A 23,651-nucleotide genomic window follows, 5' to 3' on the forward strand; every position below is an offset into this window, starting at 1 on the left:
CTGCGCCTGGACGACCGCGACGCACCGCGCACACACCCGACCTGGGCATTTGCACGGCCCCACACAACGCGGTCGTCCAGCACCCCGGAACCAAACAAAAAACCGCCCCGCCTCCCTGGCAACAGGGGAGCGGGGCGGCTGCGGTACCGACGTTAGACCGTGTCGGGTCCACGCACGGTGCCGGAGGCTGTACCCGGCGCCGGGGTGGCGTCGGTGGTGGTGCGCACAGCCGGGGTCTCAACCACGGTGCGCTCCTCCACGACAACCTCGCCCTCGGCGTCGTCCTCGAGCTTGTAGCCCTCGATGTTGCCGGCGGCGAAGCGGTTGACGATCATCGCGATCGCACCATCGCCGGTGACGTTGGCGGCGGTGCCGAAGGAGTCGACGACGATGTAGGCCGCGATCATCAGGGAGATCATGGACTCGTCGAAGCCCAGGTTGGCCTGCAGGAGGCCGACGGCCGCCATGATGGCGCCGCCGGGAACGCCCGGAGCAGCGACCATCATGATGCCGAGGAGCAGGATGAAGCCAATCACGTGGCCGGCGGTTATCGGCATGGCTGCCATGTGGACGATGGCCAACGCGTAGAGCGTGATCTTCATCATCGAGCCGGACAGGTGGATCGTCGCGCACAGCGGAATGACAAAGCCGGCGACGTTCTCGTCGACGCGGTTCTTCAGCGTGGAGGCGTAGGTCACCGGAATGGTCGCGGCAGACGAGGAGGTACCCAGCGCGGTGAAGTATGCGGGGAGCATGTTCTTCATTGCCGTGAACGGGTTGTGGCCGGCGATCGCACCAGCGACGATGAACTGCAGGATGATGAGCACGATCGTCATTGCAACGGACAGCAGCAGCACGCGGCCGAAGGCGGACATGGTCGAGCCCAGGCTGTCGTTCATGCCGAGGTTGAGGAAGGTGCCGAAGATGAAGATCGGCAGCAGGGGGATGACGAAGACCTTCACGACCTTCATCACAACGCTCTCGAGCTCGGTAGCTCCCTTGTAAAGGGTGTCCGACTTCACGGCGGTCATGCCGAGGCCCACGACGAACGCGAGCAGCAGGGCAGACATGACCTCGAAAGGCGCGGGCATTTCTACGGCGAAGTAGGGGGCGATGCCGCCTTCATCGGGGTTGGCCACGTTGGTGTTGAGTGTCAGCCCCTCGAGCATGGTCGGGTACAGCATCACGGACAGTGTCCAGGCGATGAGGCCGGAGATGATGGTGGAGCCGTAGGCGAGGCCAGCGGTCATGCCGAGCCACTTGCCGGCGCCGCGGCCGAGGCCTGCGATTGCCGGTGCGATCAGCGCGAAGATGAGCACGGGCACGAAGAAGCCCAGGAAATTGGAGAACAACCCGTTGAAGGTGACAAAGACGCGGGCCAGCCAGACGGGGAAGAACATGCTGCAGAGGACGCCGAGGATAATTGCTACGACAATCCAAAACAGCAATGAGTTCAGTACTTTGGATCTCATATTCAGCCTTTTTTGAACGACCCGCTGTTCGGGTCACTGAGTGTAGGGACAGTGCCCGAAGACACCCTAATAACATATACGGCGCGTCGTGCCAGCAGAAACGTCGCCTCCCCTCGGTTCAGGCGCGTGGGCCTGCGGGATTATGCTGGGCGACATGAGTGCAGTGAATCTTGTCGTCGGTGTCATTTTTTTCGTCCTCGCCGTGGCACTTGTCGTCGCCGGCGCTTTGGCCATCGCGCGCCGTTTCCCGGGCAACTCCGCTTTCGGTCTTCGCGTGCCGGAGGTTCGCGCAGATAAGGCCGTCTGGGAGCAGGCCCACGTGGTTGCTGGCCCGTTTTGGGTGTTCGCCGGAGTCGCTCTCGCGTTTGGTGGTGCCTTTGCGCTGCGCGCGTCGGGGTGGATGTGGGTCTTGCCGGTGATCATGTTCCTTGCCGCGGTCGTGGCCATTTCGGTGGCAGGTAACTTCGGGGCGCGCGCCGCAGCGCTTGTCGACGCCTCCCGCAACGAGCAAGACGAGGACCTCCCCGAAGGCGCCGTATCCCTTCCGCTGGTGGATCTTGACGCTGTTCGCCGGGCAGCGGGCCGCGCGGACGACGCCCGATAGTCACCCCATCGTGAGCGCAATGTTTCACGTGAAGCATTGCCTTCGGCGTAGTTGCGCGGGCGTTGCGGCCGCGCTAATCTTTTCGCTGTGACTTCTCTAGCTCTCACCGCCGCCATGCGGCCGCTCAGCGGCCGTACCCAGTGGTGGTGGCGCGCGTAAACGGCGTGCCACCTAGCTAGTCGCATTTTCGGCCCGCCGGCTTGGATCAACCAAGCACCGCGGGTCTTTTTGTTCCCAGTACCCTCGGTGCCACGACACACGAAGGACGTACGAATGAGGAACCTGCACCCCACCACCGCGCGCAGAGAGGTGGTGTATCACGCCGACGCTTCCGCGCTGTTTGACTTTGTGGGTGGAGCTACTGCCCGCGACGCGGTTCTGCTCGAATCCGCAGACATCACCACGCGCTCGGGCCTGCAGTCGGTCGCTGTGCTCGACGCCTCGCTGCGCGTCACGTGCAACGGACAGCGCGTCACCGTTGAGCCCCTCACACCGTCGGGGGAGGTCTTGGCCGAGCGCCTGGCCGAACAGCTCGTCGACTTCGCCGCAGCCGACGGTGTCTACGAGTTTGCCGCGCCGGACGCGGCCACTGCTACCGACGAACGCGAACGCCTCACCGCGCCCTCGAGCGCCGAGGTTCTGCGCGCTCTGACCACTGGCGCGGGCTACCACGAGGGTGACTTCCCGTTCCTCGCTGGCGGAATCGCCTTTGATTACCTGGCTACCTTCGAGACACTCCCCGAGGTCCGCGAGGGAGCGAACACATACCCCGATTACCAGTTCGTCCTCGCCGAGACGCTGCTGCACATCGATCACAAAAACCAGACCGCTCACGTCGCCGGCATCCGCTTCGATGGAACCGAGCCGGAGCTCGACGAGCTCGTCAGCACCATTAACTCCGCCGACCCCACCGAACGCCCCGTGGCAACTGGGGATGGCACGCTCACCGTGGATGCCTCGATTGGGGACGAGGCGTTCCGGGTGGACGTCGATAAGCTCAAGGCCAACATCTACAACGGCGACATCTACCAGGTCGTGCCCGCACGGAGCTTCACCACTTCGTGCCCGGACGCGTTCGCCGCCTACCAGCAGTTGCGTGCGTCCAACCCCTCGCCGTACATGTTCTACCTGCGCGGCGTCGACCGCGCGGGCCAGCCCTACGAGCTGTTCGGAGCCTCGCCGGAGTCGAACCTGAAGTTCAACGCGGAGACGCGCCAGGTGGAGCTCTACCCGATCGCGGGCACGCGGCCGCGCGGACTTAACCCCGATGGCAGCGTCAACCACGAGCTCGATACCCGCATGGAGCTGCAGCTGCGCACCGATGCCAAGGAAGTTGCCGAGCACACGATGCTCGTCGATCTCGCCCGCAACGACATGGCGCGAGTGGCCGAGCCCGGTACGCGACGGGTCGCCGAGCTGCTGCAGGTTGACCACTATTCGCGCGTTATGCACCTGGTTTCCCGCGTCACCGCCCGTCTTGCCGAGGACCTTGATGCCCTCGACGCCTACCGCGCCTGCATGAACATGGGCACCCTCACCGGAGCGCCGAAGCTTCGGGCCACCGAGCTCATTCGTGAGCTTGAAGGACAGCGCCGCGGGTCCTATGGCGGTGCCGTCGGATACCTGACCGGCACCGGCGACATGGACACCTGCATTGTTATTCGCTCCGCTTTCGTCACCGCCGGCACAGCGGCGGTGCAGGCCGGTGCGGGAGTTGTGCGTGACTCCGACCCCCAGGCCGAGGCAGACGAGACGTTCCACAAGGCACACGCCGTTTTGGCCGCCATCGCCGCAGCCGCCGGCGCAACCTTGGAGGTGAACAAGTGATTGTCTTGCTCGATAACCAAGATTCCTTTGTCTACAACCTTGTCGACGCCTTCAGCGGGCACGAAACGGTGGTCTACCGCAACACGGTGCCCGCCCGCGAGATCATGGCGCTTGAACCCGACCTCATTGTGCTCTCCCCGGGGCCGGGCTACCCGCGCGATGCCGGCAGCATGATGGAACTTATCGACGAAGCCCAGGGGAAGGTGCCGATGCTCGGCATCTGCCTCGGGTTCCAAGCGCTCATCGAGCACCACGGGGGCCGAGTTGCGCCGTGTGGTCCGGTCCATGGGGCGTCGATAAGCATGCGTCTTGAGGGCCCCGGCCTGGATTCGCCGCTGTTCGCCGGGCTCGGCCCCGACGTACCGGTTGCGCGCTACCACTCGCTCGGCGCGCTCGATGTGCCCGCGGGCATGCATTCTTTGGCGCGCACGCCGACGCAGATCGGCGAGGTCATCATGGCCGCCGCTACTGACGACGCCATGTCGATCGGACTGCAGTTCCACCCCGAGTCCATTTTGTCGCCGGCCGGGCCGCTCATCCTTGAGCGCGCAGTCGAGCTTCTCACCACCCCGAACACCACCCCAAGCACCACCCCGAACACAGCAGAAAGGCGTATCAACGATGGCAAGTGACCAGGCCCTGGATATCCTCCGCCCCTTCCTGGACAATCCCGCACCGACCCTCGAGGAGGCCCTCGAGGCGTTTACCCCGCTGACGGTGGGCGACTACGACGACGTGCACATCGCCGCCCTGCTTGCCACGGTGCGCACCCGCGGCGAGACCTTCGCCGACATCGCTGGCGCTGCCCAGGCCTTCCTGCGCGCTGGCCGGCCGTTCCCGGTGACGGGGGAGGGGATCATGGACTCCGCTGGTACGGGTGGCGATGGCGCGAACACCATCAACATCACCACGGCGTCCTCCTTGACTGCAGCCGCCGGTGGGGTGAAAATGGTCAAATGCGGTAACCGCTCGGTGTCCTCGAAGTCCGGATCCGCGGACGTGCTCGAGGCTCTAAACATCCCGCTGGACCTCGACCCAGAGCGGGCCGTGCGCCAGTTCGAGTCGTCGAACTTCACGTTCCTCTTCGCGCCGGCTTACAACCCGGCCGTGGCCCACGTTCAGCCGGTGCGGCGTTCGCTTGGCGTTCCGACCCTGTTCAATACGCTCGGCCCACTGTTGAGTCCGGGACGACCGGAGTACCAAATCATGGGCATTGCAAATCCTGGGCTAGGCCAATTAATTGCTGAAACCATGCGCGAGCTGGGACGAGGCCGCGCTCTCGTGGTCCATGGTGCCGGTACCGACGAGATCGCTCTCCACGGCGAGACGCAGATCTGGGAGCTGCAGCGCGACGGCACGATCGAGCACTACACCATTACCCCGGAGGACCTGGGCCTGCCGCGCTACGACCTGTCCGAGCTCACCGGAGGAGATGCGGCAGAAAACGCGGCCGCAATCCGCGCCATCTTCGCGGGGAAGGCCCCGGACGCGCACCGCGACGCTGTCGCCGCCACCGCCGGTGTCATGTTCTACCTGTACGGCAAGGCCGCCTCGATGCGCGAGGGAGTGGAGCAGGCGCTGGAACTGCTCGCGGACGGGAGCGTCGAAAAGTGGCTCCGAACCCACGAGGAGGCGAACTATGGCGGGTAATTTGCCGACAGTTCTTGAGGGTATTGTCCAGTCTCGTTTTCGTCACATTGACGAAATAAAGGCGCGTATCTCCCACGTCGATCCGTCGGAGTTGCCGCGCTCCGAGCGCTCTCTCTATGACAACTTGGCCCGCCCCGGCGCCCAGTTCATCATGGAGTGCAAGTCCTCCTCGCCCTCGCTCGGTCTGATCCGCGCGCATTACGAACCGGGGGAGATCGCGAGTGTCTACTCGCGCTACGCCGCTGGCATCTCCGTTCTGTGCGAGCCGGAAAGGTTCGGCGGGGACTACGACCACCTCGCTACCGTCGCCGCCATCACGCACCTTCCCGTGCTGTGTAAAGACTTCATCGTCGACGAGGCGCAGATTCACGCCGCGCGCTATTTCGGCGCCGACGCAGTGCTGCTTATGCTGAGCGTGCTTGACGACGCCACCTATACCCACCTCTCCGCCGAAGCTGAACGTTTGGGTATGGACGTGCTCACGGAGGTTATCGACGAAGAGGAAGCCCAGCGCGCTGGTCGCCTCGGCGCGCGCATCTTTGGCGTAAACCACCGCAATCTCCACGACCTATCCATCGACCTGAGCCGCTCGAAGCACCTCGCGCCACTTGCGCCCGAAGGGGCAGTAGTCGTCTCCGAGTCGGGGATTCGCGACGCTGAGACCGTGCGCCGCCTCGGCGGGCACTCGGATGGTTTCCTCGTGGGGTCCCAGCTCACCGGGCAGCCGGACATTGACGCCGCAGCCCGTGAGCTCGTCTACGGGCCGAACAAGGTGTGCGGTCTGACCTCGTGGAGCACGGCTCAGGCGGCGCGGGCCGCGGGAGCGGTGTACGGCGGTCTCATCTTCGAGGAGGCCTCGCCGCGCAATGTTTCACGTGAAACATCGGCGGACATCATCTCCCACGAGCCGCACCTACGCTACGTCGCAGTGTCACGCCGCACCGAGGGCTACGCCGAGCTTCTCCAGCCCGGAATCGTCGCCGTCCAGGTCCACACCTCCTACCAGGGCTCCATCGAGGAAGAGATCTCGCTCGTCGAACGAGTCCGCAACCAGGTCGGCCCCGACATCGAAGTGTGGCGCGCAGTCGCCATGACCCTGCCCGAGGGCCCTCAGGTGGCCACGGCGTTGATGGGGAGCGTCGATAAGCTTGTGCTCGATGCCCATGACGGCGGCTCCGGAGCGACCTTCGACTGGGCCGAGGTGCCCGAAGAGATCAAAGCAATGTCGCTGCTCGCCGGCGGGATCGGACCCGATAACGTCGCCGCCGCGCTGGCGGTCGGGTGTTCGGGCGTGGACCTCAACTCCGGCGTCGAGTACCCACGCGACGCCGCGCAGTGGGCAGGCCACAAAGACGCCGGAGCACTCCAACGCACCTTCCGGACCATCAAGAGCTTCCACTACTAAGCGTCGAACCAGCTAACCAAAGGAACAAATATGACTGACTATTCGCACGGCGGACACACCCTCCTGCCGGCTTACTACGGGGACTTCGGTGGGCAGTTCGTTCCGGAATCTCTCCTGCCCGCACTCGACCAGCTGGAAAAGGCATTCGTTGAGGCCTGGGAGAACGAGGAATTCATGACCGAGTATCGCGCTCTGTTGCGCGATTACCTCGGCCGGCCGACGCCCGTGACCGAGTGCCGCAACCTCCCGCTAGGAGATTCGAAAGCGCGGATCTTCCTCAAGCGCGAGGACCTCGTCCACGGCGGTGCGCACAAGACCAACCAGGTGATCGGCCAGGCGCTTTTGGCCAAGCAGATGGGCAAGACCCGCATCATTGCGGAAACCGGCGCCGGCCAGCATGGCACCGCCACCGCGCTCGCATGTGCGCTGCTGGATCTCGACTGCGTCATCTACATGGGTGTGGAGGACATGGAGCGCCAGGAACCCAACGTCTACCGCATGCGCCTCATGGGCGCGAAGGTCGTCGGGGTCGATTCCGGTTCTGGCACCCTGAAGGACGCTGTCAACGAGGCTCTGCGGGATTGGACCGCCACGTTCCACGAGTCGCACTACCTGCTCGGTACCGCGGCGGGCCCGCACCCGTTCCCGAAAATTGTCAAGGAGTTTCACCGCGTCATCTCCACCGAGGCGCGCGCCCAGATGCTCGAGCGCACCGGGGCGCTGCCGGACGCCGTGGTCGCCTGCGTTGGCGGCGGCTCCAACGCAATCGGCATGTTCGCTGACTTCATCGACGACGAGGGCGTGGAACTCATCGGTGCCGAGCCCGGGGGAGAGGGCTTCGGTGTGGGCAAGCACGGCGCGGCCATTGCCGCAGGCACCATCGGCATCCTCCACGGCACCCGCACCTTCCTGATGCGCGATGCAGACGGCCAGGTCGAGGAGTCCTACTCCATCTCCGCCGGCCTGGACTACCCGGCCGTCGGTCCCGAGCACGCACACCTAGCGCAGACCGGTCGCGCCCAATACGTTCCCGTCTCAGACGAGGAGGCCCTGCGCGCCTTCCAGCTGCTGTCGAAGTACGAGGGCATCATCCCGGCGCTCGAATCCTCGCACGCGCTGGCGTACGCACTCAAGCGCGCCGCCGAGGCCACCGAGCCGGAGAACATTCTCGTTGCGCTGTCTGGCCGCGGCGACAAGGACGTCGCCCACGTGCGCGCGACGCTGGACAAGCACCCCGAGTGGGTCATCGACAAAACTCACGCGAACGACCGCACAAAGGAGAACTAACCATGTCGCGCTACGAAAAGACCTTCGCCGACCTCAAGGCTAAGGGCGAGGCCGCATTCGTCCCCTTCGTCATGCTGGGTGACCCGAACCCGAACGATGCGCTCGAGATCATCCGCACCATTGTCAACGCCGGCGCCGACGCCCTCGAACTCGGCGTGCCCTTCTCCGACCCGGTTGCCGACGGCCCCACCATCCAAAAGGCGCACATCCGCGCCCTCGATAGTGGCGCCACCGTCGATAAGGCCCTCGAGCAGCTCCGCACGATCCGCTCCGAGTTTCCCGACCTGCCGATTGGCATGCTCATCTACGCCAACGTCGGCTTCGTGCGCGGCATCGAGCGCTTCTACCGCGAGTTCGCCGAGGCGGGCGCCGACAGCATTTTGCTTCCCGACGTCCCCGTGCGCGAGGGCGAGCCGTTCAGCGCCGCAGCTATCGACGCCGGCATCGACCCCATCTACATCGCACCCGCCAAGGCCTCACCCCAGACCCTCGAGGGAGTGGCGGCCCAGTCGAAGGGCTACATTTACGCCATCTCCCGCGACGGCGTGACCGGCACCGAACGCGAGTCCTCCGTCGAGGGCCTGCGCGACGTGGTGGACAACGTGACCAGCTACGGCGGCGCCCCGGTGCTGCTCGGCTTCGGCATCTCCCAGCCGGACCACGTGCGCGCCGCGGTGGAGGCCGGCGCAGCCGGCGCGATCACCGGCTCTGCGATCACCTCGATCATCGAGCGCTACACCGACGGCGAGCACCCGAGCCCGGGACGCGTCACCGATATGGCGGCGCTGAAAGAGGCGCTCACCACATTCGTCTCTGACATGAAGGCGGCCACGCGCACAGGGTCTACACTCTAGCCATGACTTGCTCACGCCGCCTTTTCCTACTCGGTTCCGCAACCACGCTCGCCGGTGCGTTCCTCGTCGCCTGCGGCAAGCCTGCCCCGGAGGAGGTCGCCGCCACGGAGGTTCCCGTCGGCAGCGCCGTCATCCTGGACAAGGTCATCATTGCCCAGCCTGAGCCCGGCAAGTTCGTGGCCTACTCGGCAACGTGCCCTCATGAGTTCCAGAAGATCTCTGAGGTACACGACGAGGTCGTGCGCTGCCCGGCGCACGGTGCCACCTTCGCCGTCGCTGACGGTTCCGTCGTCAGTGGTCCGGTCGTGCGCGGCCTGCGCGAGATCGGGCTGACGCAGGAGGGCGATCGCCTCATCGCCACAGATACACAGGCTTAACGGCCTCGGCGCGCATCGCGGCTTCGTACACTAGCCGCATGCGCGTTCCTTCTTTTCTTAGAGATCCCCTCATTCAGGGCATCCTCGTCGCGACTGTTCTCGCGTTCGTCCTGCCCGCCCGCGGCGAATTCGCCGACGTGGTGGGCGTGGCCACGAAGATCGGCATCGCCCTGCTTTTCTTCCTCTATGGCGCTCGCTTATCCACGCGCGAGGCGCTCCGCGGCCTCACCCACTGGAGACTCCATCTGGTGATCCTCGGGTTCACCTTTGTCATCTACCCGCTCGTCGGCCTCGCGTTGCGCCCAGCGACACCCTTCATCTCCGAGCCGATGTACCAGGGCATCCTCTACGCCATGCTCGTGCCCTCGACGGTGCAGTCCTCCGTGGCGCTGACCGGCATCGCCCGCGGCAACATCTCCGGTTCGGTGGTAGCGGCGAGCCTGTCCAGCCTCGTCGGAGTGATCGCCACCCCGCTCCTGGTCATGCTGCTGATGGGCGCCGGCGGAGGAATCCACATCGACGGGGCAGTGTTTGGAAACGTCGCGCTGCAGCTACTCTTGCCGTTCCTGCTCGGCCAGATCGCCCACAACGCCGTCCCGCCTCTGCGCCGTGTCGCGGGTGCATCGGCGACCAAACACGTCGACCGCGGATCCATCTGGCTGGTCGTCTATTCCGCCTTCTCCCAGGGGATCGTCTCCGGAGTGTGGGCGCACGTGAGCCTGTGGGAGATCGTCTTCCTCGTCGTGTTGTCGGTCCTCCTCGTCTACGCCATGCTGTGGGTCACCAAGGCCATCTCACGGACCCTGCGGTTCTCCTACAAGGACCGGGTGGCCATCCAGATGTGTGGCACGCAGAAGTCGCTCGCTGCGGGCCTGCCCATGGCCAGTGTCATCTTCGGCGGGGCGGCCCTGGGCATCCTCATCGTGCCGTTGATGATTTACCACCTTATCCAGCTGATGATCTGCTCTGCAGTGGCGGCGCGCTACGCTCGTGAAGCAGAAAATACGAGTGAGTAAGGGGACGTTTCACGTGAAACATTTCGTTCAGATCCACTACGAAGTGCCCGACCTCGGGGGACAGCTGCTCAACATCGCAGAGCTGAAGGAGATCTCACCGACCCAGTGCACGATGGTTCGCATGATTGAGCTCGATCCGGCGGGCACCATCACGGGCGCCTACGCCAACGGCCGTGTCGTGGGCCAAGCGAACGAACCGACCGAGGTTGTCCCGCACCCCGACCAGTACGCGCAGTTCGAGGGCATCACCGCCACCATCCTCAGCGCCGAGGAGTTCAATGGTCTGTGGAGCGAGGCCCGCGTCAAGTTCCCCGAGCTCTAAAAGCACCTCACGCACAGGTACCGCCCCGCTCCACGTAGGAGACGGGGCGATTGCTGTATGCAAGCCGTAGCGCAGGCCTAGAAGGGGAGCTGAACCAGGCCCTGGTGCACAGCGATTCCGCCGCCGAGAATGGCGATGGCGAAAGCGGCGAGGACCATGTCGAGCGTGGCACCCACCTTGTACCCCTTCTGGGCGTCATTGCAGAACGAAGACAAGGCTGTCATGGCCGACATTTCCGCGAAGGTCTCAGTGATTTCGGAATCCGTGGGAATGCGATTCAGCACTTTAAAGGAGGAGGTGACCGAATCCTCGCCGGCCTGGTCGCGATCGCGTGCCTGTTCGATGTAGTCGGGTAGAAACGGGTCGGACAGAGAGTAGCAATTGCCACCCTTGGCTTCGCCCTCCTGCTGAATGGACGAATCGGTGGTCGAGCTTTGTGCCATGGCTGGCGCAGCGACGAGGGAGATGGCGGTGGTGGCTGCAACAGCAGCGGTGGCGAAGTGGCGCATGGAAACTCCTTGGGAAATCGAACTACGTAAGCAAAACTACAGCTAGGTTCAATAGACCGGCTCCGGGCCCGAACCAGGGCTAACGGGGTCGCGAATGACATTTGGGCAAACTCGACCCGTCGGAAAGCGCCCCGCGCCCCGAGGGGAGACGAGGCGCTGAAGGCGTTTGTGCCGAAGCTCTACCTTAGAACGTTAGAACGGAAGCTGGATCAGGCCCTGGTACACAGCGAAGCCGCCGCCGCCGAGAATAGCGAGAGCGATCGCAGCGAGGATCATGTCGAAGGTGGTGCCGCGCTTATATCCCTCGTTCGCATCGTTACGGTAGGAGGACTTCAATGCCTCATTCAGATCGGCGCTGTCCTTAGCGGTCCCCGAGCTGAGCTCGCCGGATGAGGTCATCGTGTCTTCGCCCCCGACCGCTTTAAATATGCGGGTAGTCAGAATGTAGTCGTCAAACTCAGCATCGGTCACATCGGAAGAGTTGTCGTGCTCATAACCATCCCAGATTTTGACAGAGCTTTGCGCCGTGGCAGGTACAGCGGCGAGGGACAGGGCGGTGGTGGCTGCAATAGCAGCGGTTGCGATACGACGCATGGAAACTCCTAAGAAAGATGGAAGATATAGACAAAAGTGGATCTAGCCTTAGTAAACCACTTTCAATCCTGCGAAACTGGGCTTTTGAAGTCCACTTTTTCCTAGGGAAGCGCCCCAGACAGCACAAAGCGCCCCACTCCACGAAGGAGACGGGGCGCTGAAGGCGTTAGTGCCGAAGCTCTACCTTAGAAGGGGAGCTGGACCAGGCCCTGCTGCACGGCGATGCCGCCGCCGATGACGGCGAGGGCGATGGTGGCGAGGATGATGTCGAGGGTGGTGCCCATTGCGTAGCCCTTCTCAGCGTCGTTCATGAAGGAGCTCAGCGCAGCGGCGGAAAGCTTGGCCTGGTCCGCCTCAGAAGAGTACTTGCTGGAGAGCTCGGTAGCGATCTTCACAGAGGAGGTCGGCTCCTTCGTCTCGGTCTGCGCCATAGCCGGTGCAGCGACGAGGGACAGGGCGGTGGTGGCTGCAACAGCAGCGGTAGCGATACGACGCATGAATACTCCTTGAGTAGATGAAAGATATGCACCAAACGTGTGGTGATGATCTAATTAAAACAGTTTGATACGTGAAATACCAGAAATGGGGTTCGCCTTTACCCAATCTTTATGCAGCGGGTGCACCGTCTTTACTCAGTTCGTTCTAAGCCGTAGTTCACTGCCTGTTAAAACGCGAGGTTGACCAACACCATGTAAAAGGCGGTGCCAGCAAGGATGGACAGGCCGGCGGAGCGTCGCCAAGCGTGCAATGCGAGCGTGAACGCGGCCGCAATAGCGCCCGCGGCGAGGCCCCCTGGTGCGCCCTGCGAATTCAATAAGGCGTAGACGACGAGCACCGTCATCACACCAACGGGCATGTGCCAGCCGAGGAACTCGATAAAGGGGCTGCCCTTAAGCACGCGGACAAAGGAGAAGGGCAGTGCGCGCAGGAGAACCGTCACCACACCGATCGGCAACAGCACCGCGGCGACGTGGGCGAGCTCCACTCCCTCCGGCAGGCACACCTACTTCACCTCCCAGCGCAGCGCGGCGTCGAGGCGCGGGCGGTGGTAGCGGGCGAGCATCACCCCGAAGTAGGCAAGTAGGGCAACCATGAGCATGTTGCCCGGGACGATGATGGTGGCCACGACGGCGAGCACCGCCGCCAGAATGACAGCAGAGGCGTCACGGGCGGACGCCAGCGCCTCGTAGGCCAGCACGATGAACAGGGCGGTGAGCGCGAACTCGACCCCCTGGATCGAATCCGGTACGGCGTGGCCGAGCAGCGCCCCCGCGATGCCCGGCAGCACCCACAGCGCCTGGCAGGCGGCCAAGATGGTCAGCACGCGGGCCCCGGAGCGTGGCCGGGTGGTCGAGGCGATGGCATAGCCTTCGTCGGTAAGCGAGTACGTCGCGTAGGCGCGGCCCAGCTTCGAGGAAATGAGGTCCCGGGGAAAGGTCAGGCCGTAGAAAATGTGCCGGAAGTTAACCATCAACCCGGTCACCGCCGCGGACAGCGGCCCCGTTGCGGAGAGCACCAAGCCAATGGCGAGGAACTCCATCGAGCCGGCGTAGATGATGAAGGAAAAGATCGGCGTCCACCACCACGCGAACCCGGCCTGCGTCATCAGCAGTCCAAACGCCATACCTAAGGGGATAAGGCCGAGGCCAACCACCCAGGTATCGCGCACACCGGCACGGATCTCCTCACGCGTGGAGCTCGCCATCAGTTGGCCTCGACATCGCGGGGAAAGGTGGCGAATAGTGGCAACGGCATGGGTTGGCGGCGCATGACATCACCCCACAGGTCGGCCGCGGCGGGGGCGACGACGTCGGAAGGCAGGGCGGGGGCGACAAACCAATCGCCGCGCGAGATTTCGTCGTCAAGCTGGCCCGCGTCCCACTGAGAGGTGCCCACGAAGATGCGCACGCCCTCGAGATGCTCGGCGATCTCGCTGGGGTTGGCGTTGAGGTCGAGGTGGACGAGGCGGTTGGCCAGGCGCGTGAACTGCGGGTGTTCGTCAATAACGACGCCGTTGGCGGTAACGCCAACAGCGACGCCGGCCTCGGGGCGAACAGGACCGCCCAGGTAAAACGCCTGCGGCGCGGCGACAAGCGGCGCCCACTCCGGCAACACGTTCTGCACAGCAGCCTCACTGCGGCGGTTGAGCACAATGCCGAAGGTGCCCTCGGAGGAGTGCTCGAGGACCAGCACGACCGTGCGGGCGAACTCCTCAGAAAGCATTCCCGGGGCGGCAACGAGCAGCGAGCCGGCCTCGGGCTCGGCACGCTCGAGGGCGTTGAACAGCCGGTCGGCGTAGAAATACTCAGGCATTTTCTTCCTCCCACCACTTCTTCAGCTCGGAGATAGCCTCCTCACGATCCAGCTCGCCGCGCTCTAAGCGCAACTCCTTCATGTACGACCACGCCTTGCCCACCTCGGGGCCGGGCGACAGGCCAAGGATCTGCATGATCTCGTTGCCGTCGAGATCCGGGCGCACGCGCGCCAAGTCTTCCTTTGCGGCGAGCTCCGCGATGCGCTCCTCCAAGTGGTCGTAGGTGCGCTGCAGGCGGCGGGCCTTCTTGGGGTTTCGGGTGGTGCAGTCGGCGCGCACCAACTTGTTCAGGCGCGGCAAAAGCTCGCCGGCATCGTTGACGTAGCGGCGCACCGCCGAGTCCGTCCACTGGCCCTCGCCGAAGCCGTGGAAGCGCATGTGCAGGTAGACGAGCTGGCCTACGTCCTCGATGACGTGCTTCGGGTACTTCAGCTTGCGCAGGCGCTTGCGAGTTAGTTTCGCGCCCACAACCTCGTGGTGGTGGAAGCTCACACCGCCGCCGTCTTTCACCGCGCGGGTGTCGGGCTTGCCGATGTCGTGCATCAGCGCCGCCCACCGCAGCTTCAGGTCGGGCCCGTCATCTTCTAACTCCGTGGCCTGGCGCAGCACCGTCAGGGAGTGACGGTAGACGTCCTTGTGCTGCATGTGTTCATCGGTTTCCAGCTGCAGGGCGGGCACCTCCGGCAGCACCACGGCGGCCAGGCCAGTGTTGACGAGGACAGCCATGCCCTCCCACGGGCGGGCGCCAAGCATGAGCTTGTCCAGTTCCGCCTGGACGCGCTCGACCGTAATGCGCTCGAGCTCGCCGGCCATGTCGCACATGGCGTCGAAGACACGATCCGCAAGCGAAAAGCCCAACTGGGAAACGAATCGCGCGGCGCGCAGCATGCGCAGCGGGTCGTCGCGGAAGGACACCTCCGGTGCCTGCGGGGTATCCAGGCGGCGGTTAAGGATGTCGTCCAGGCCGCCGACGGGGTCGTGGAAGCGGGGGGCGAGGGTGTCGTCGACAAGCGAAAGCTCAATAGCCATCGCATTGCAGGCAAAGTCGCGGCGCACGAGGTCGCCCTCGAGGGTGTCGCCGAACGTGACCTCGGGGTTGCGGGTCACGCCGTCGTAGATGTCAGAGCGGAAAGTGGTGATCTCAACCTGCTGGCCCTGGCGCACCGCAGAGACCGTGCCGAACTCGATGCCGGTGTCCCACGTCTTCTCGCCCCACTGGCCAAGGAGCTCCTGAATCACAGCCGGACGCGCCGACGTGGTGAAGTCGAGATCGTGGCCCAACTTACCCAGCATCGCGTCACGTACCGGGCCACCCACCAAGTACAGGGACTCACCCCTCTCCGCGAACAGCCGCGCGAGCGGAGTAAGAAGGCCAGAAAGCTTATCGACGCCTCCTTGCGCGCGCGCCAACAGCGCCTCCCGCGCGAGCGGGTCGGAGGGGTCCGGCACATCGAACAGCGGCTCGTAAATCTCAGGAGTTGTCACCCGACCCACGATACCCGCCGCGACATGGCGCTCCGGACGGTGCCGATAAGTACCACAATGCCGCGGCTGGAAGATACGATGATGCGGATGACTGACAACACTCGGCCCAGCTCGGGCGACTCCCAGGGGGCGCAGCACGACGGCCGCAGCCGGCGCCGCCGGCGCCGCCGTGGGTCACGCGCGAGCGGGAAGCCTGGTGCAACCCAGCCGAAGGCCGAGAACGGCAGCTCCTCCGACTCCGCAAGTGGTGCGGAGGGATCCGGAAAAAGCGCTGGTAAAGGTTCTGGTAAAGGCGCTGGAAAAGGCTCGCCCCGCGGGCGCCGTCGCGGCCGGGGCAGGGAGGGACGCGACGGACGGGATAACCGCGACAATCGCGACGCGCGCGACAGTAGAGATAATAAGGACAAGCCGAAGGGCTCTAGCGGCCGAGGACGTGGCCGGCCAGGGCGCGGGCGCCCCAACGCAAAGGGCGGTAACCGCCAGGCCACGCGCCACCGCCAGAACCCGCGCAACCCGCGGCACTCCGCGTACGCGGATTCGACGATGGAGACGCGCGACGAGACGTCGGCAGGCGGGCTCGTCGTCTCCGGCATGGCGGAAGCCGTCAACGACAACGGGCGCGTGGACCTGTCCCAGATCTACGTCGCGCTGATCGGTCGCCTCGATCGCCGCGGCCGACTGCTGTGGTCGATGCCGAAGGGCCACGTCGAGCCCGGTGAGCACCAGTGGCGCACCGCGGAGCGCGAGGTGTGGGAGGAAACCGGCATCCACGGCGAGGCCTTCGACACCCTCGGCGTGATCGACTACTGGTTCGTCTCCGACGGCGTGCGCATCCACAAGACCGTGCACCACAACCTGCTTCGCTTTGTCGACGGCATCCTCAACGACGACGACCCCGAAGTCACTGAGGTGACCTGGGTGCCCATGAGCGAGCTCATCGAGCGACTCGCCTACGCGGACGAGCGCAAACTGGCGCGCATCGCGTTTGACCGCATGCCCGAGCTGGCCAGAAAGGAAGCCGCCGCCGGAAGGTTCACACCGCGATGACCCGCGCCGTCGACAGGCTGCGGCGGGTAGGCAGGCGTGCCCTTTCCGCGGCCGCCGCTGTCGGTGTTGTCGGCACCGTAGGGGCCGTTGCGGGCGTTGGGGCTCCGGCTGCTCGGGCCCTGCCGATTCCGGTCAGCCCGACTGATCCTTCCGTCGCCCAACAATGGGCCAACCCCGCCATCCGTCAGGGGGAGGGCCAGCGCGCCCTGATCGAGCTGGTCAACGCGCCGTCCACCATCGCCGCACACGAACCGTTCACGGCCACGGTGCGCATCACCAACCGCTCCGACGAGCCACTCGAGGGTTTGAGCGTGACACCAAGGCGCGGGCCCGCGACTGGCTCGACATGGGACCAGCGCGCCGCCACGGTTGCCGATATCAGCGAATACGCAACACTCGGGCGCAACCGCGACGTAGAGCAACGCCTCGATCCCGGCGAGTCCGTCGAGGTCATGCTCCAGATCTCCGAAGACGAGATCCCCCTGCCCGGGTTGGCGACCTACCCGCTGATGTTCGTGCTCAGCGGCGACGGCACCGTGTACGACACCGAGCGCTTCCACCTCAGCATCCGCGGGGTCAGCGGCGGCCCGCGCCCCGGCCTCAGCGCGCTGTACCCGGTTACCGCGCCGATCGACATCGTGCCCGGAGAGACCGGCGCCGCGCCGCATACAGCGCCGCTGATCCTGACCTCGGAAAATCTCGCCGACCAGCTCGCCCCCGGCGGGCGGCTTGAATCCCTGGCGCGCATCTACGCCGAGGCCACCGCCGCCGACCCCAGTGTGGCCGCGGCGACCTGCCTCGCGCTCGATCCCGCGCTCGTGGACACCGTCGAGCGGATGGCCGGCGGATACACCGTCTCCTCCACACAGCCCGCGGTCGTGGAGGAGCCCAAACGTCTGCGCGACAGTTGGGGCTCGGCTAACGACGTCCACCTGGGCACCCCGGGGCGCGGCAGCGCCGACGCGCGCGCCTGGCTTGAGACCATCTCCCAGATCGCGGCCACCCAGTGCATCGTCGCGCTGCCCTGGGCAAACAGCGACGTCAACGCGGTAGCGCGCACGGGTGACCCGTGGCTGATGCGCGAAGCCGTCGAGCGCGGCCCCTTCACTCTCGAGCGGGTCCTGGGCACGACCGGCGTGCTCAACACAGTCATTCCCAGCACCGGATACATCGAGCCTGGCACGGCCCCGGCGCTGGGCTGGGCGGATCACAGCCGCTCCACCGTGAGGGAGCGGGGTATGCAAACCGCCTGGGACGAGGCGCACTCCGCCGTTCCCGCAGCAGGCGGGGGCCGCGTCGCGGGCACCGAGACCGCCACGCTGGACACGGCAATCGTCCCCGACAGCGCCACGGCGGCTGCGCCGGCGCCCGCCGTGCCGGTGCGCGCGCTAGTCGCCTCTTCCACGGTGCAGCACGACCCTGCAACCGGGCGCTTCTCCTGGATCGCCCCCGGCGTGATGGCCGTGCAGTACCAGGACTCGCTGACGTCCACGCTCGCCGCTGTCGGCCCGCACCCAGAGACGACCGGGCATTCGGCCGAGGCACAGCGCTACGTCGCGACCCGCGACTCCGCGCGGGCGCGCGCGATCAACGCCGCCTCCGCGATTCACCTCGCCGTGGGAACCGCGCGCGACGATGCGGTGGCAGACAATCCTGTGGCGAACGATGGGTTGTGGGACGATGCGGGGGAGGGGACCGGCATTCCGGCCGTCGAGCCGCAACCCGTGCTCGTCACCCCGCCCGCCTCATGGGACGCCGACTCCGCGGCCACGATCATGGAGGCGGTGCGCACCGAACTGCGCGACACCGCCCGACCGATGCCGCTTGAGGAGTACCTCACCGTCCCGGCAGCGGGGGAGGAGCCGGATGTTTCACGTGAAACATTGCCCGCCGCCCAGTCCACCGGGACGCTCGAGAACGACCCTTCCCGCTTCACCGACTCCGAGATCCTCACCGCATCGCAGCAGGCGCGCTTTGCCAACGACCTCACGGCGCTTCTGACGCCGGACCCCGCCATTGCACTGTCTCCCTACGGCTTCACCCTGCCCCTGCGCCGCGACCTCCTCATTGCGCTGAGCGCTACCCAGCGCCGCGCCATCGACTCCTACGACAACGCCGTCGGTGCGACCCGCGCGCGCCTCGCTGGAAGCCGCGACACCATGAACGACCTACGCGCCTCAATCGCGCTCATTCCGCCGGGCAACGTCTACACCCGCGCCTCGTCATCGTCGCCGCTGCTCATCGTGGCCAAGAATGGACTGCCGCTGCCCGTGGTGGCAAACATTCTCTACACCGGTCCCGATGGTGCGACCCTTCACTTGCCAACGAACCTGCGCATCCCCGCGCACGGCTCCGTCACCGCGCAGATGACTGCTGACCTGCCAGAGGACCGCCCTGCCGACCTCAAGCTTTTCCTCGCCTCCCGCCAGGGAGTCCCGATCTCGGAGCCGGTGGACATCTCCGTGCGCACCGTGGGAATGGCCACGCAGGGGCGCGTGATCCTGTCCTCCCTCGCCGCGGGGCTCGTTTTGCTGCTGTTATTCACCGCAGGCCGGCACCGCCGCGCGCGCTCGAAACCACCAGCTACAGCACCGCCGCCGGTACAGCCACCGACAAACCCACCGACAACCAAAGGTAGATGGAGACCCCACCGCAGTGACCTCTGACGAACAGCAACGCAGCTCCGCCGGACTCCGGCGGCGCATCGTCGAGCCCGCCCCGCCGGCCCCCGTGCCCGCACCGAGGGAAAAGAAGCCGACGCCGGAGGAGGCGGTTGGCCAGGACCGTTCCGCGCTAACGATCAGCCCCTCGGGTGAGGCACTAGCCACCGCGGCCGAGGCCGACTCCGCCGCCGTCGCAACGAGCAACGCGTCCGTCGTGCGCTCGACCGGGTCGATGGCGGTGGCGACGCTCATTTCACGCATCACCGGCTTCGTGCGCACGGTGCTCATCGGTGCCGCGCTCGGTGGCCCGGTGGCGTCTGCCTTCAACACTGCGAACACCCTGCCGAACCTGATTACCGAAATCGTGCTCGGCTCCGTGCTCACCGCCCTGGTGGTGCCGGTACTCGTCCGCGCAGAGAAGGAAGACGCCGACCACGGCGCGGCTTTCATCCGCCGCCTGTTCACTCTGACGCTGACGCTCATGACGGTGGTCACGCTTGTCGCCGTCGCCACCGCGCCGTGGTTGACGCGCCTCATGCTTGACGACGAAGGCCAGGTCAACCTCTTCCAATCAACCGCATTCGCCTACCTCCTGCTGCCACAGATCTTCTTCTACGGCATGTTCTCGCTGTTCATGGCGATTTTGAACACGAAGGAGCACTTCCGTCCGGGTGCGTGGGCGCCCGTGGCCAACAACATTGTCTCCATCGCGGTGCTTTTGGCCTACATGCTGGTTCCGGGCTCCCTCGACCCGGCAGCCCCAGAATCTGTAAACAACCCCCACGTCCTGCTGCTCGGACTGGGCACCACCCTCGGCGTGGTGGTGCAGTGCGCGATTATGATGCCGGCGCTGCGCAAGCTCGGCATTGACCTGCGCCCCCTGTGGGGCATCGACGACCGCCTCAAAGCCTTCGGCGGGATGGCGCTGGCGATCATCACCTACGTCGCGGTCAGCCAGCTCGGCTACATCGTCACCACCCGCATCGCCTCTTTGGCCGACAGCTCCGCGCCATTTATCTACCAGCAGCACTGGATGTTGCTGCAGGTGCCCTACGGCATCATCGGCGTGACCTTGTTGACGGCGATCATGCCGCGGCTGTCGCGCAATGCCGCCGACGGCGACCACCAAGCGGTCGTCCGTGACCTCACCATGGGCACCAAGCTGACGTTCATCGCCTTGATTCCGATGATCGTGTTCATGACTGCGCTCGGCCCCGACATCGGCCACGCGCTGTTCGCTTACGGCAACTTCGACCCCGAACTCGCCCGCACCCTCGGGTTGACGGTGAGCTTCTCGGCGTTCACGCTCATCCCGTACGCGCTTGTCATGCTCCACCTGCGCGTGTTCTATGCCCGCGAGGAAGCCTGGACCCCGACGTTCATCATCGCCGGCATCACCGCCACCAAGGTCGTCTTAAGCTACCTCGCTCCCTTCGTGGCAGACTCCACTCGTTCCGTGGTGGTTTTGCTGGGTGCCGCCAACGGCTTCGGTTTCATCGCCGGCGCGATAATCGGCATCTTCCTGCTCAAGCGCAAGCTGGGCACCCTCGAGGCGCGCTCAGTGCTGCGCACCTCCGCGTGGGCTCTCGCTGCCTCGTTCGTCGGCGTGGCCGTGACCTTCGCGCTGCGATGGTTGTTGCGCGACCTCCTCGGTATTGACCTCGCGGTCGGCGCCGGCCGGCTTTTGGGGCTGCCCTCTGTCGGATTCCTCATCGAGATCGCTGCGCTCGCTGTCCTCTTTCTCGCCGTCACCGGCCTCGTGCTGGGCCGCTCGCGCCTGCCGGAAGTCCAAAACCTCGGTCGTGCGCTGGCCCGTATCCCCGGCATGGGCAGGCTCATCCGCTACGACGAGGACAAGGCCATCGAGGTTGGCGAGGTCGACCCACGCGACCTGTCCCAGCAATTCCTTGCTGGTGACACGTTCAACGCCTCTCCCGTGCCGCCGCCGATGTCCGCCGGCGTGGTGCGCGGCCCGCGCCTCGTCCCGGGCGCCTCCGTCTCCGACGGCCGCTTCCGCCTCATCCGCGACCACGGAGCGAGCTCCGCCGCGCGCTTCTGGCAGGCCCGCGAGGTCTCCACCGGCCGCATGGTTGCTCTAACGTTCGTCGACACCACCGGCTCCGCCCCCATGGCGCCGGCCACCCCGCGCGAAGCCGCAATCAAGGCCGCAGGCATCACCCGCCGCACCCGCAAGCTCGCCGACCTGAACCACCCGGCCGTCGCCGACAACATCCAGGTCCTGTCGTACCGCTCCGGCGCGCTCGTCGTGGCCGACTGGATCCCCGGCACCACGCTGAAAAACGTTGCCGAGTCCGGCCAGACCCTCCACGCCGAGGCCGTCGCGCACGCGCTCGCACCGCTTGCCGACGCCATCGGGGCCGCCCACAGCGCCAACCTCCAACTCGGCCTGGACAACCGCAACCGCCTGCGCGTCTCCACCGACGGCATCGTCCGCGTCGCCTTCCCCGCGGTGCTTCCGGACGCATCCGCCGCCGAGGACGCCGGCGCGCTGTCGTCCGCGCTGTCGCTGTTGACCACCGACGTCAGCTCGGACGCGCTCAGCAGCGTGGCCGAGCGCACCCGCAAACTCGCCGAGAACGACGACACCGCGGACCCTGAGGACTTCCGTGCCGTCTCCCGCAGCCTCGAGGCCATCGGGCGCGGGGGAGAGGAAGCTGTCGCGGACCAAGGTGATGGCGCTGCGGATGAGGGGGGCGTCGATAAGCGTGGTACCGACGAGGCCGAGGAAGCCATTCGCCGCGACCTCAGCGCCGCCGTCGCCGCGGGCCGACGCTCCCCGGAGCCCGACCCGGAGGAGCTGCGCGGTGGATTCGGGCGGCGGGAGTACCGCGCAACCTCCGTGCTGCTCATCCTCTCGCTTGTCATCGGCGCCGTCGTCCTCATCGCCGCGCTGACCGCCTACCTCATCGGAGTGCTCAGCGGCGACGAAAAGGGCGCACCCGTCACCACGGACTCCGTGGAGCAGGGTGCCGAAGCCATCGAGACGTCCGTCGCGACGGGACCCGCCGTCATCCTCAAACCGCTGACCGCCACCCAGTTCCGCGCCACCACCGATGGGGCGCAACGCGCAGCCGACGGCGACCGCGCCACCACATGGTCCACTGGCGGGCTCGCGGAGATGAACCTCAAGCGCGCGGGGGAGGAGCCGTTCGTCCTCGAGCAGGTGCGCATCGACACCGCGAGCGGCGAAGCCCCGTTTGTGCTCTACGGCATCCCCGCCGGGACCGCCCCCACCGAGGAACTGGTGGGCCTGCCCCAGTACGGCTCCGGCACGCTCACCGAGGGACGGCAGCGCATCGACATCCCAGCAGACGAGGAGCTCGCGGGAGTCGTCGTCCGGATCAACGGCCCTGCCGAGGTCCGCGAGGTCACCCTCATCGGCCACCCGGTGTCTTAACCCGTGCGCTAGCCAGGTTCCCTGGAAGGGGGTGCACCAAAGTGTGCACGTATGCGCTGCGCCGAGGCGCTGGGTGACGGCACACTACGAGGTGTCAGTTGTTCGGGGGAGCCTACTGGGAACGAAAACGGGGTAAGCACAATGTCGGGGGGACACTCATCACACGCGGCCGTGGCAACGCGGACCGCGGCTCAGCGGCCGGGGGAGTACGGCCGAACAGACACACGCGAGGACGACGCGGACCGCGCGCTCGTCGCGGCGTACATGAGCGGAGACCCGCGGGCCTTCGCGACGATCGTGCAGCGCCACAAGACGCGCCTGACGTTTGTCGCCCGGCGGTACTCGCGCAACGAAAACGACGTGGAGGACATTCTTCAGGAGGCCTTGTTTAAGGCGTCGCGAAGCATGCACACCTACCGCAGCGAGTCCACGCTGTCGACGTGGCTGCACCGGTTGGTCATGAACACCGGTTTCGACCACGCGAAGGCGGCGCGCAAACGCAGCCGCGACGTCAGCATCGACGACACCGAGCGCATCTCCGCGGACGCCAACCCGGCGCTCGCGCACGATCCCACAACCCACCTCGACAGGTCGATTGTCATGCGCCAAGCCATCGACGCCCTGCCCGAGGCGCAGCGCCGGGCGCTATTGCTTATCGACGTCGCCGGGATGAGCGTCGAGCACGCCGCCGCCGAAATGGGGGTGCAGCCCGGCACCATCAAATCGCGTCGCGCCCGCGCTCGCGTGGCACTCGCTCAGGTGATGTCGTCACGCGACGCAGCCGGCGAAGAAGCCTAGCCGTACACC

At 65.9% G+C, this 23,651-nt stretch carries 22 protein-coding genes; 14 read left to right on the forward strand and 8 right to left on the reverse strand.

Translation table 11 applies throughout. From position 1 onward, the window contains the following. Nucleotides 1–152: 152 nt before the first annotated feature. Entirely contained in the window at nucleotides 153–1,472 is a 1,320-nt protein-coding gene (locus VVR41_RS08135; protein ID WP_368524336.1) for a dicarboxylate/amino acid:cation symporter, read from the reverse strand. 154 nt (nucleotides 1,473–1,626) lie between these two features. Here VVR41_RS08135 and VVR41_RS08140 point away from each other — a divergent pair, with 154 nt between their 5' ends. From VVR41_RS08140 to VVR41_RS08185, 10 genes are all read left to right on the forward strand, one after another. Continuing rightward, a complete protein-coding gene (locus tag VVR41_RS08140; RefSeq protein ID WP_321102735.1) occupies nucleotides 1,627–2,076 on the forward strand; it encodes an SdpI family protein in 450 nt (149 codons plus the stop codon). 273 nt (nucleotides 2,077–2,349) lie between these two features. Then, nucleotides 2,350–3,903 carry an anthranilate synthase component 1 gene (locus VVR41_RS08145; RefSeq protein ID WP_368524337.1) on the forward strand — a complete coding sequence of 518 codons (1,554 nt, stop codon included), beginning with the start codon at nucleotides 2,350–2,352 and terminating at the stop codon, nucleotides 3,901–3,903. Further along, nucleotides 3,900–4,535, forward strand: coding sequence for a glutamine amidotransferase-related protein (locus tag VVR41_RS08150; RefSeq protein ID WP_368524338.1), 636 nt, complete (start codon nucleotides 3,900–3,902; stop codon nucleotides 4,533–4,535). Before VVR41_RS08145 ends, VVR41_RS08150 begins: the two co-directional genes overlap by 4 nt. After that, nucleotides 4,525–5,553, forward strand: coding sequence for an anthranilate phosphoribosyltransferase (trpD, locus tag VVR41_RS08155; protein ID WP_368524339.1), 1,029 nt, complete (start codon nucleotides 4,525–4,527; stop codon nucleotides 5,551–5,553). The genes VVR41_RS08150 and trpD overlap by 11 nt, the downstream gene beginning before the upstream one ends. Continuing rightward, a complete protein-coding gene (gene trpCF / locus VVR41_RS08160) occupies nucleotides 5,543–6,958 on the forward strand; it encodes a bifunctional indole-3-glycerol-phosphate synthase TrpC/phosphoribosylanthranilate isomerase TrpF (protein WP_368524340.1) in 1,416 nt (471 codons plus the stop codon). Before trpD ends, trpCF begins: the two co-directional genes overlap by 11 nt. 30 nt (nucleotides 6,959–6,988) lie before the next feature. After that, nucleotides 6,989–8,245: a tryptophan synthase subunit beta gene (gene trpB / locus VVR41_RS08165; protein WP_368524341.1), complete on the forward strand. Its 1,257-nt coding sequence runs from the start codon at nucleotides 6,989–6,991 to the stop codon at nucleotides 8,243–8,245. A 2-nt stretch (nucleotides 8,246–8,247) separates the two neighbouring features. Continuing rightward, nucleotides 8,248–9,099, forward strand: a complete 852-nt coding sequence (gene trpA, locus VVR41_RS08170) for a tryptophan synthase subunit alpha (RefSeq protein ID WP_368524342.1) — start codon at nucleotides 8,248–8,250, stop codon at nucleotides 9,097–9,099. A gap of 2 nt (nucleotides 9,100–9,101) precedes the next feature. After that, on the forward strand, nucleotides 9,102–9,476 hold the full coding sequence (locus tag VVR41_RS08175) for a Rieske (2Fe-2S) protein (RefSeq protein WP_321102722.1): 375 nt from the start codon (nucleotides 9,102–9,104) through the stop codon (nucleotides 9,474–9,476). A 38-nt stretch (nucleotides 9,477–9,514) separates the two neighbouring features. Further along, on the forward strand, nucleotides 9,515–10,492 hold the full coding sequence (locus VVR41_RS08180) for a bile acid:sodium symporter family protein (protein ID WP_368524343.1): 978 nt from the start codon (nucleotides 9,515–9,517) through the stop codon (nucleotides 10,490–10,492). A 13-nt stretch (nucleotides 10,493–10,505) separates the two neighbouring features. Next, nucleotides 10,506–10,814, forward strand: a complete 309-nt coding sequence (locus VVR41_RS08185; protein ID WP_321102719.1) for a hypothetical protein — start codon at nucleotides 10,506–10,508, stop codon at nucleotides 10,812–10,814. Nucleotides 10,815–10,891: 77 nt separating this feature from the next. Here the strand turns inward: VVR41_RS08185 and VVR41_RS08190 are convergent, their stop codons facing one another. From VVR41_RS08190 to VVR41_RS08220, 7 genes are all read right to left on the reverse strand, one after another. Next, the gene (locus VVR41_RS08190) at nucleotides 10,892–11,323 is read right to left on the reverse strand and encodes a hypothetical protein (protein ID WP_368524344.1); all 432 of its coding nucleotides are present in this window, start codon (nucleotides 11,321–11,323) and stop codon (nucleotides 10,892–10,894) included. Nucleotides 11,324–11,515: 192 nt separating this feature from the next. Next, nucleotides 11,516–11,917 carry a hypothetical protein gene (locus VVR41_RS08195; protein WP_368524345.1) on the reverse strand — a complete coding sequence of 134 codons (402 nt, stop codon included), beginning with the start codon at nucleotides 11,915–11,917 and terminating at the stop codon, nucleotides 11,516–11,518. Nucleotides 11,918–12,102: 185 nt separating this feature from the next. After that, nucleotides 12,103–12,414, reverse strand: coding sequence for a hypothetical protein (locus VVR41_RS08200; protein ID WP_368524346.1), 312 nt, complete (start codon nucleotides 12,412–12,414; stop codon nucleotides 12,103–12,105). Nucleotides 12,415–12,581: 167 nt separating this feature from the next. Then, a complete protein-coding gene (locus VVR41_RS08205; RefSeq protein ID WP_368524347.1) occupies nucleotides 12,582–12,920 on the reverse strand; it encodes a branched-chain amino acid transporter permease in 339 nt (112 codons plus the stop codon). Next, nucleotides 12,921–13,622, reverse strand: a complete 702-nt coding sequence (locus tag VVR41_RS08210; protein ID WP_368524348.1) for an AzlC family ABC transporter permease — start codon at nucleotides 13,620–13,622, stop codon at nucleotides 12,921–12,923. It lies immediately after the preceding gene. After that, complete coding sequence (locus tag VVR41_RS08215; protein WP_321102714.1) at nucleotides 13,622–14,230, reverse strand: YqgE/AlgH family protein; 609 nt, start codon at nucleotides 14,228–14,230, stop codon at nucleotides 13,622–13,624. Before VVR41_RS08215 ends, VVR41_RS08210 begins: the two co-directional genes overlap by 1 nt. Beyond that, the gene (locus VVR41_RS08220) at nucleotides 14,223–15,644 is read right to left on the reverse strand and encodes a CCA tRNA nucleotidyltransferase (RefSeq protein WP_409338297.1); all 1,422 of its coding nucleotides are present in this window, start codon (nucleotides 15,642–15,644) and stop codon (nucleotides 14,223–14,225) included. The genes VVR41_RS08215 and VVR41_RS08220 overlap by 8 nt, the downstream gene beginning before the upstream one ends. Nucleotides 15,645–15,797: 153 nt before the next feature. Here VVR41_RS08220 and VVR41_RS08225 point away from each other — a divergent pair, with 153 nt between their 5' ends. The 4 genes from VVR41_RS08225 (at nucleotide 15,798) to VVR41_RS08240 (ending at nucleotide 23,642) form a co-directional block, all read left to right on the forward strand. Next, complete coding sequence (locus VVR41_RS08225) at nucleotides 15,798–16,763, forward strand: NUDIX hydrolase (RefSeq protein ID WP_409338298.1); 966 nt, start codon at nucleotides 15,798–15,800, stop codon at nucleotides 16,761–16,763. After that, the gene (locus tag VVR41_RS08230; protein ID WP_368524350.1) at nucleotides 16,760–19,429 is read left to right on the forward strand and encodes a hypothetical protein; all 2,670 of its coding nucleotides are present in this window, start codon (nucleotides 16,760–16,762) and stop codon (nucleotides 19,427–19,429) included. The genes VVR41_RS08225 and VVR41_RS08230 overlap by 4 nt, the downstream gene beginning before the upstream one ends. Next, nucleotides 19,419–22,844, forward strand: a complete 3,426-nt coding sequence (gene murJ, locus VVR41_RS08235) for a murein biosynthesis integral membrane protein MurJ (protein WP_368524351.1) — start codon at nucleotides 19,419–19,421, stop codon at nucleotides 22,842–22,844. Before VVR41_RS08230 ends, murJ begins: the two co-directional genes overlap by 11 nt. Nucleotides 22,845–23,015: 171 nt before the next feature. Further along, nucleotides 23,016–23,642: a sigma-70 family RNA polymerase sigma factor gene (locus VVR41_RS08240; protein WP_368524352.1), complete on the forward strand. Its 627-nt coding sequence runs from the start codon at nucleotides 23,016–23,018 to the stop codon at nucleotides 23,640–23,642. Nucleotides 23,643–23,651: the final 9 nt, after the last annotated feature.

It is taken from the genome of Corynebacterium sp. LK2510, from assembly GCF_040946405.1.
Classification (GTDB): Bacteria; Actinomycetota; Actinomycetes; order Mycobacteriales; family Mycobacteriaceae; genus Corynebacterium.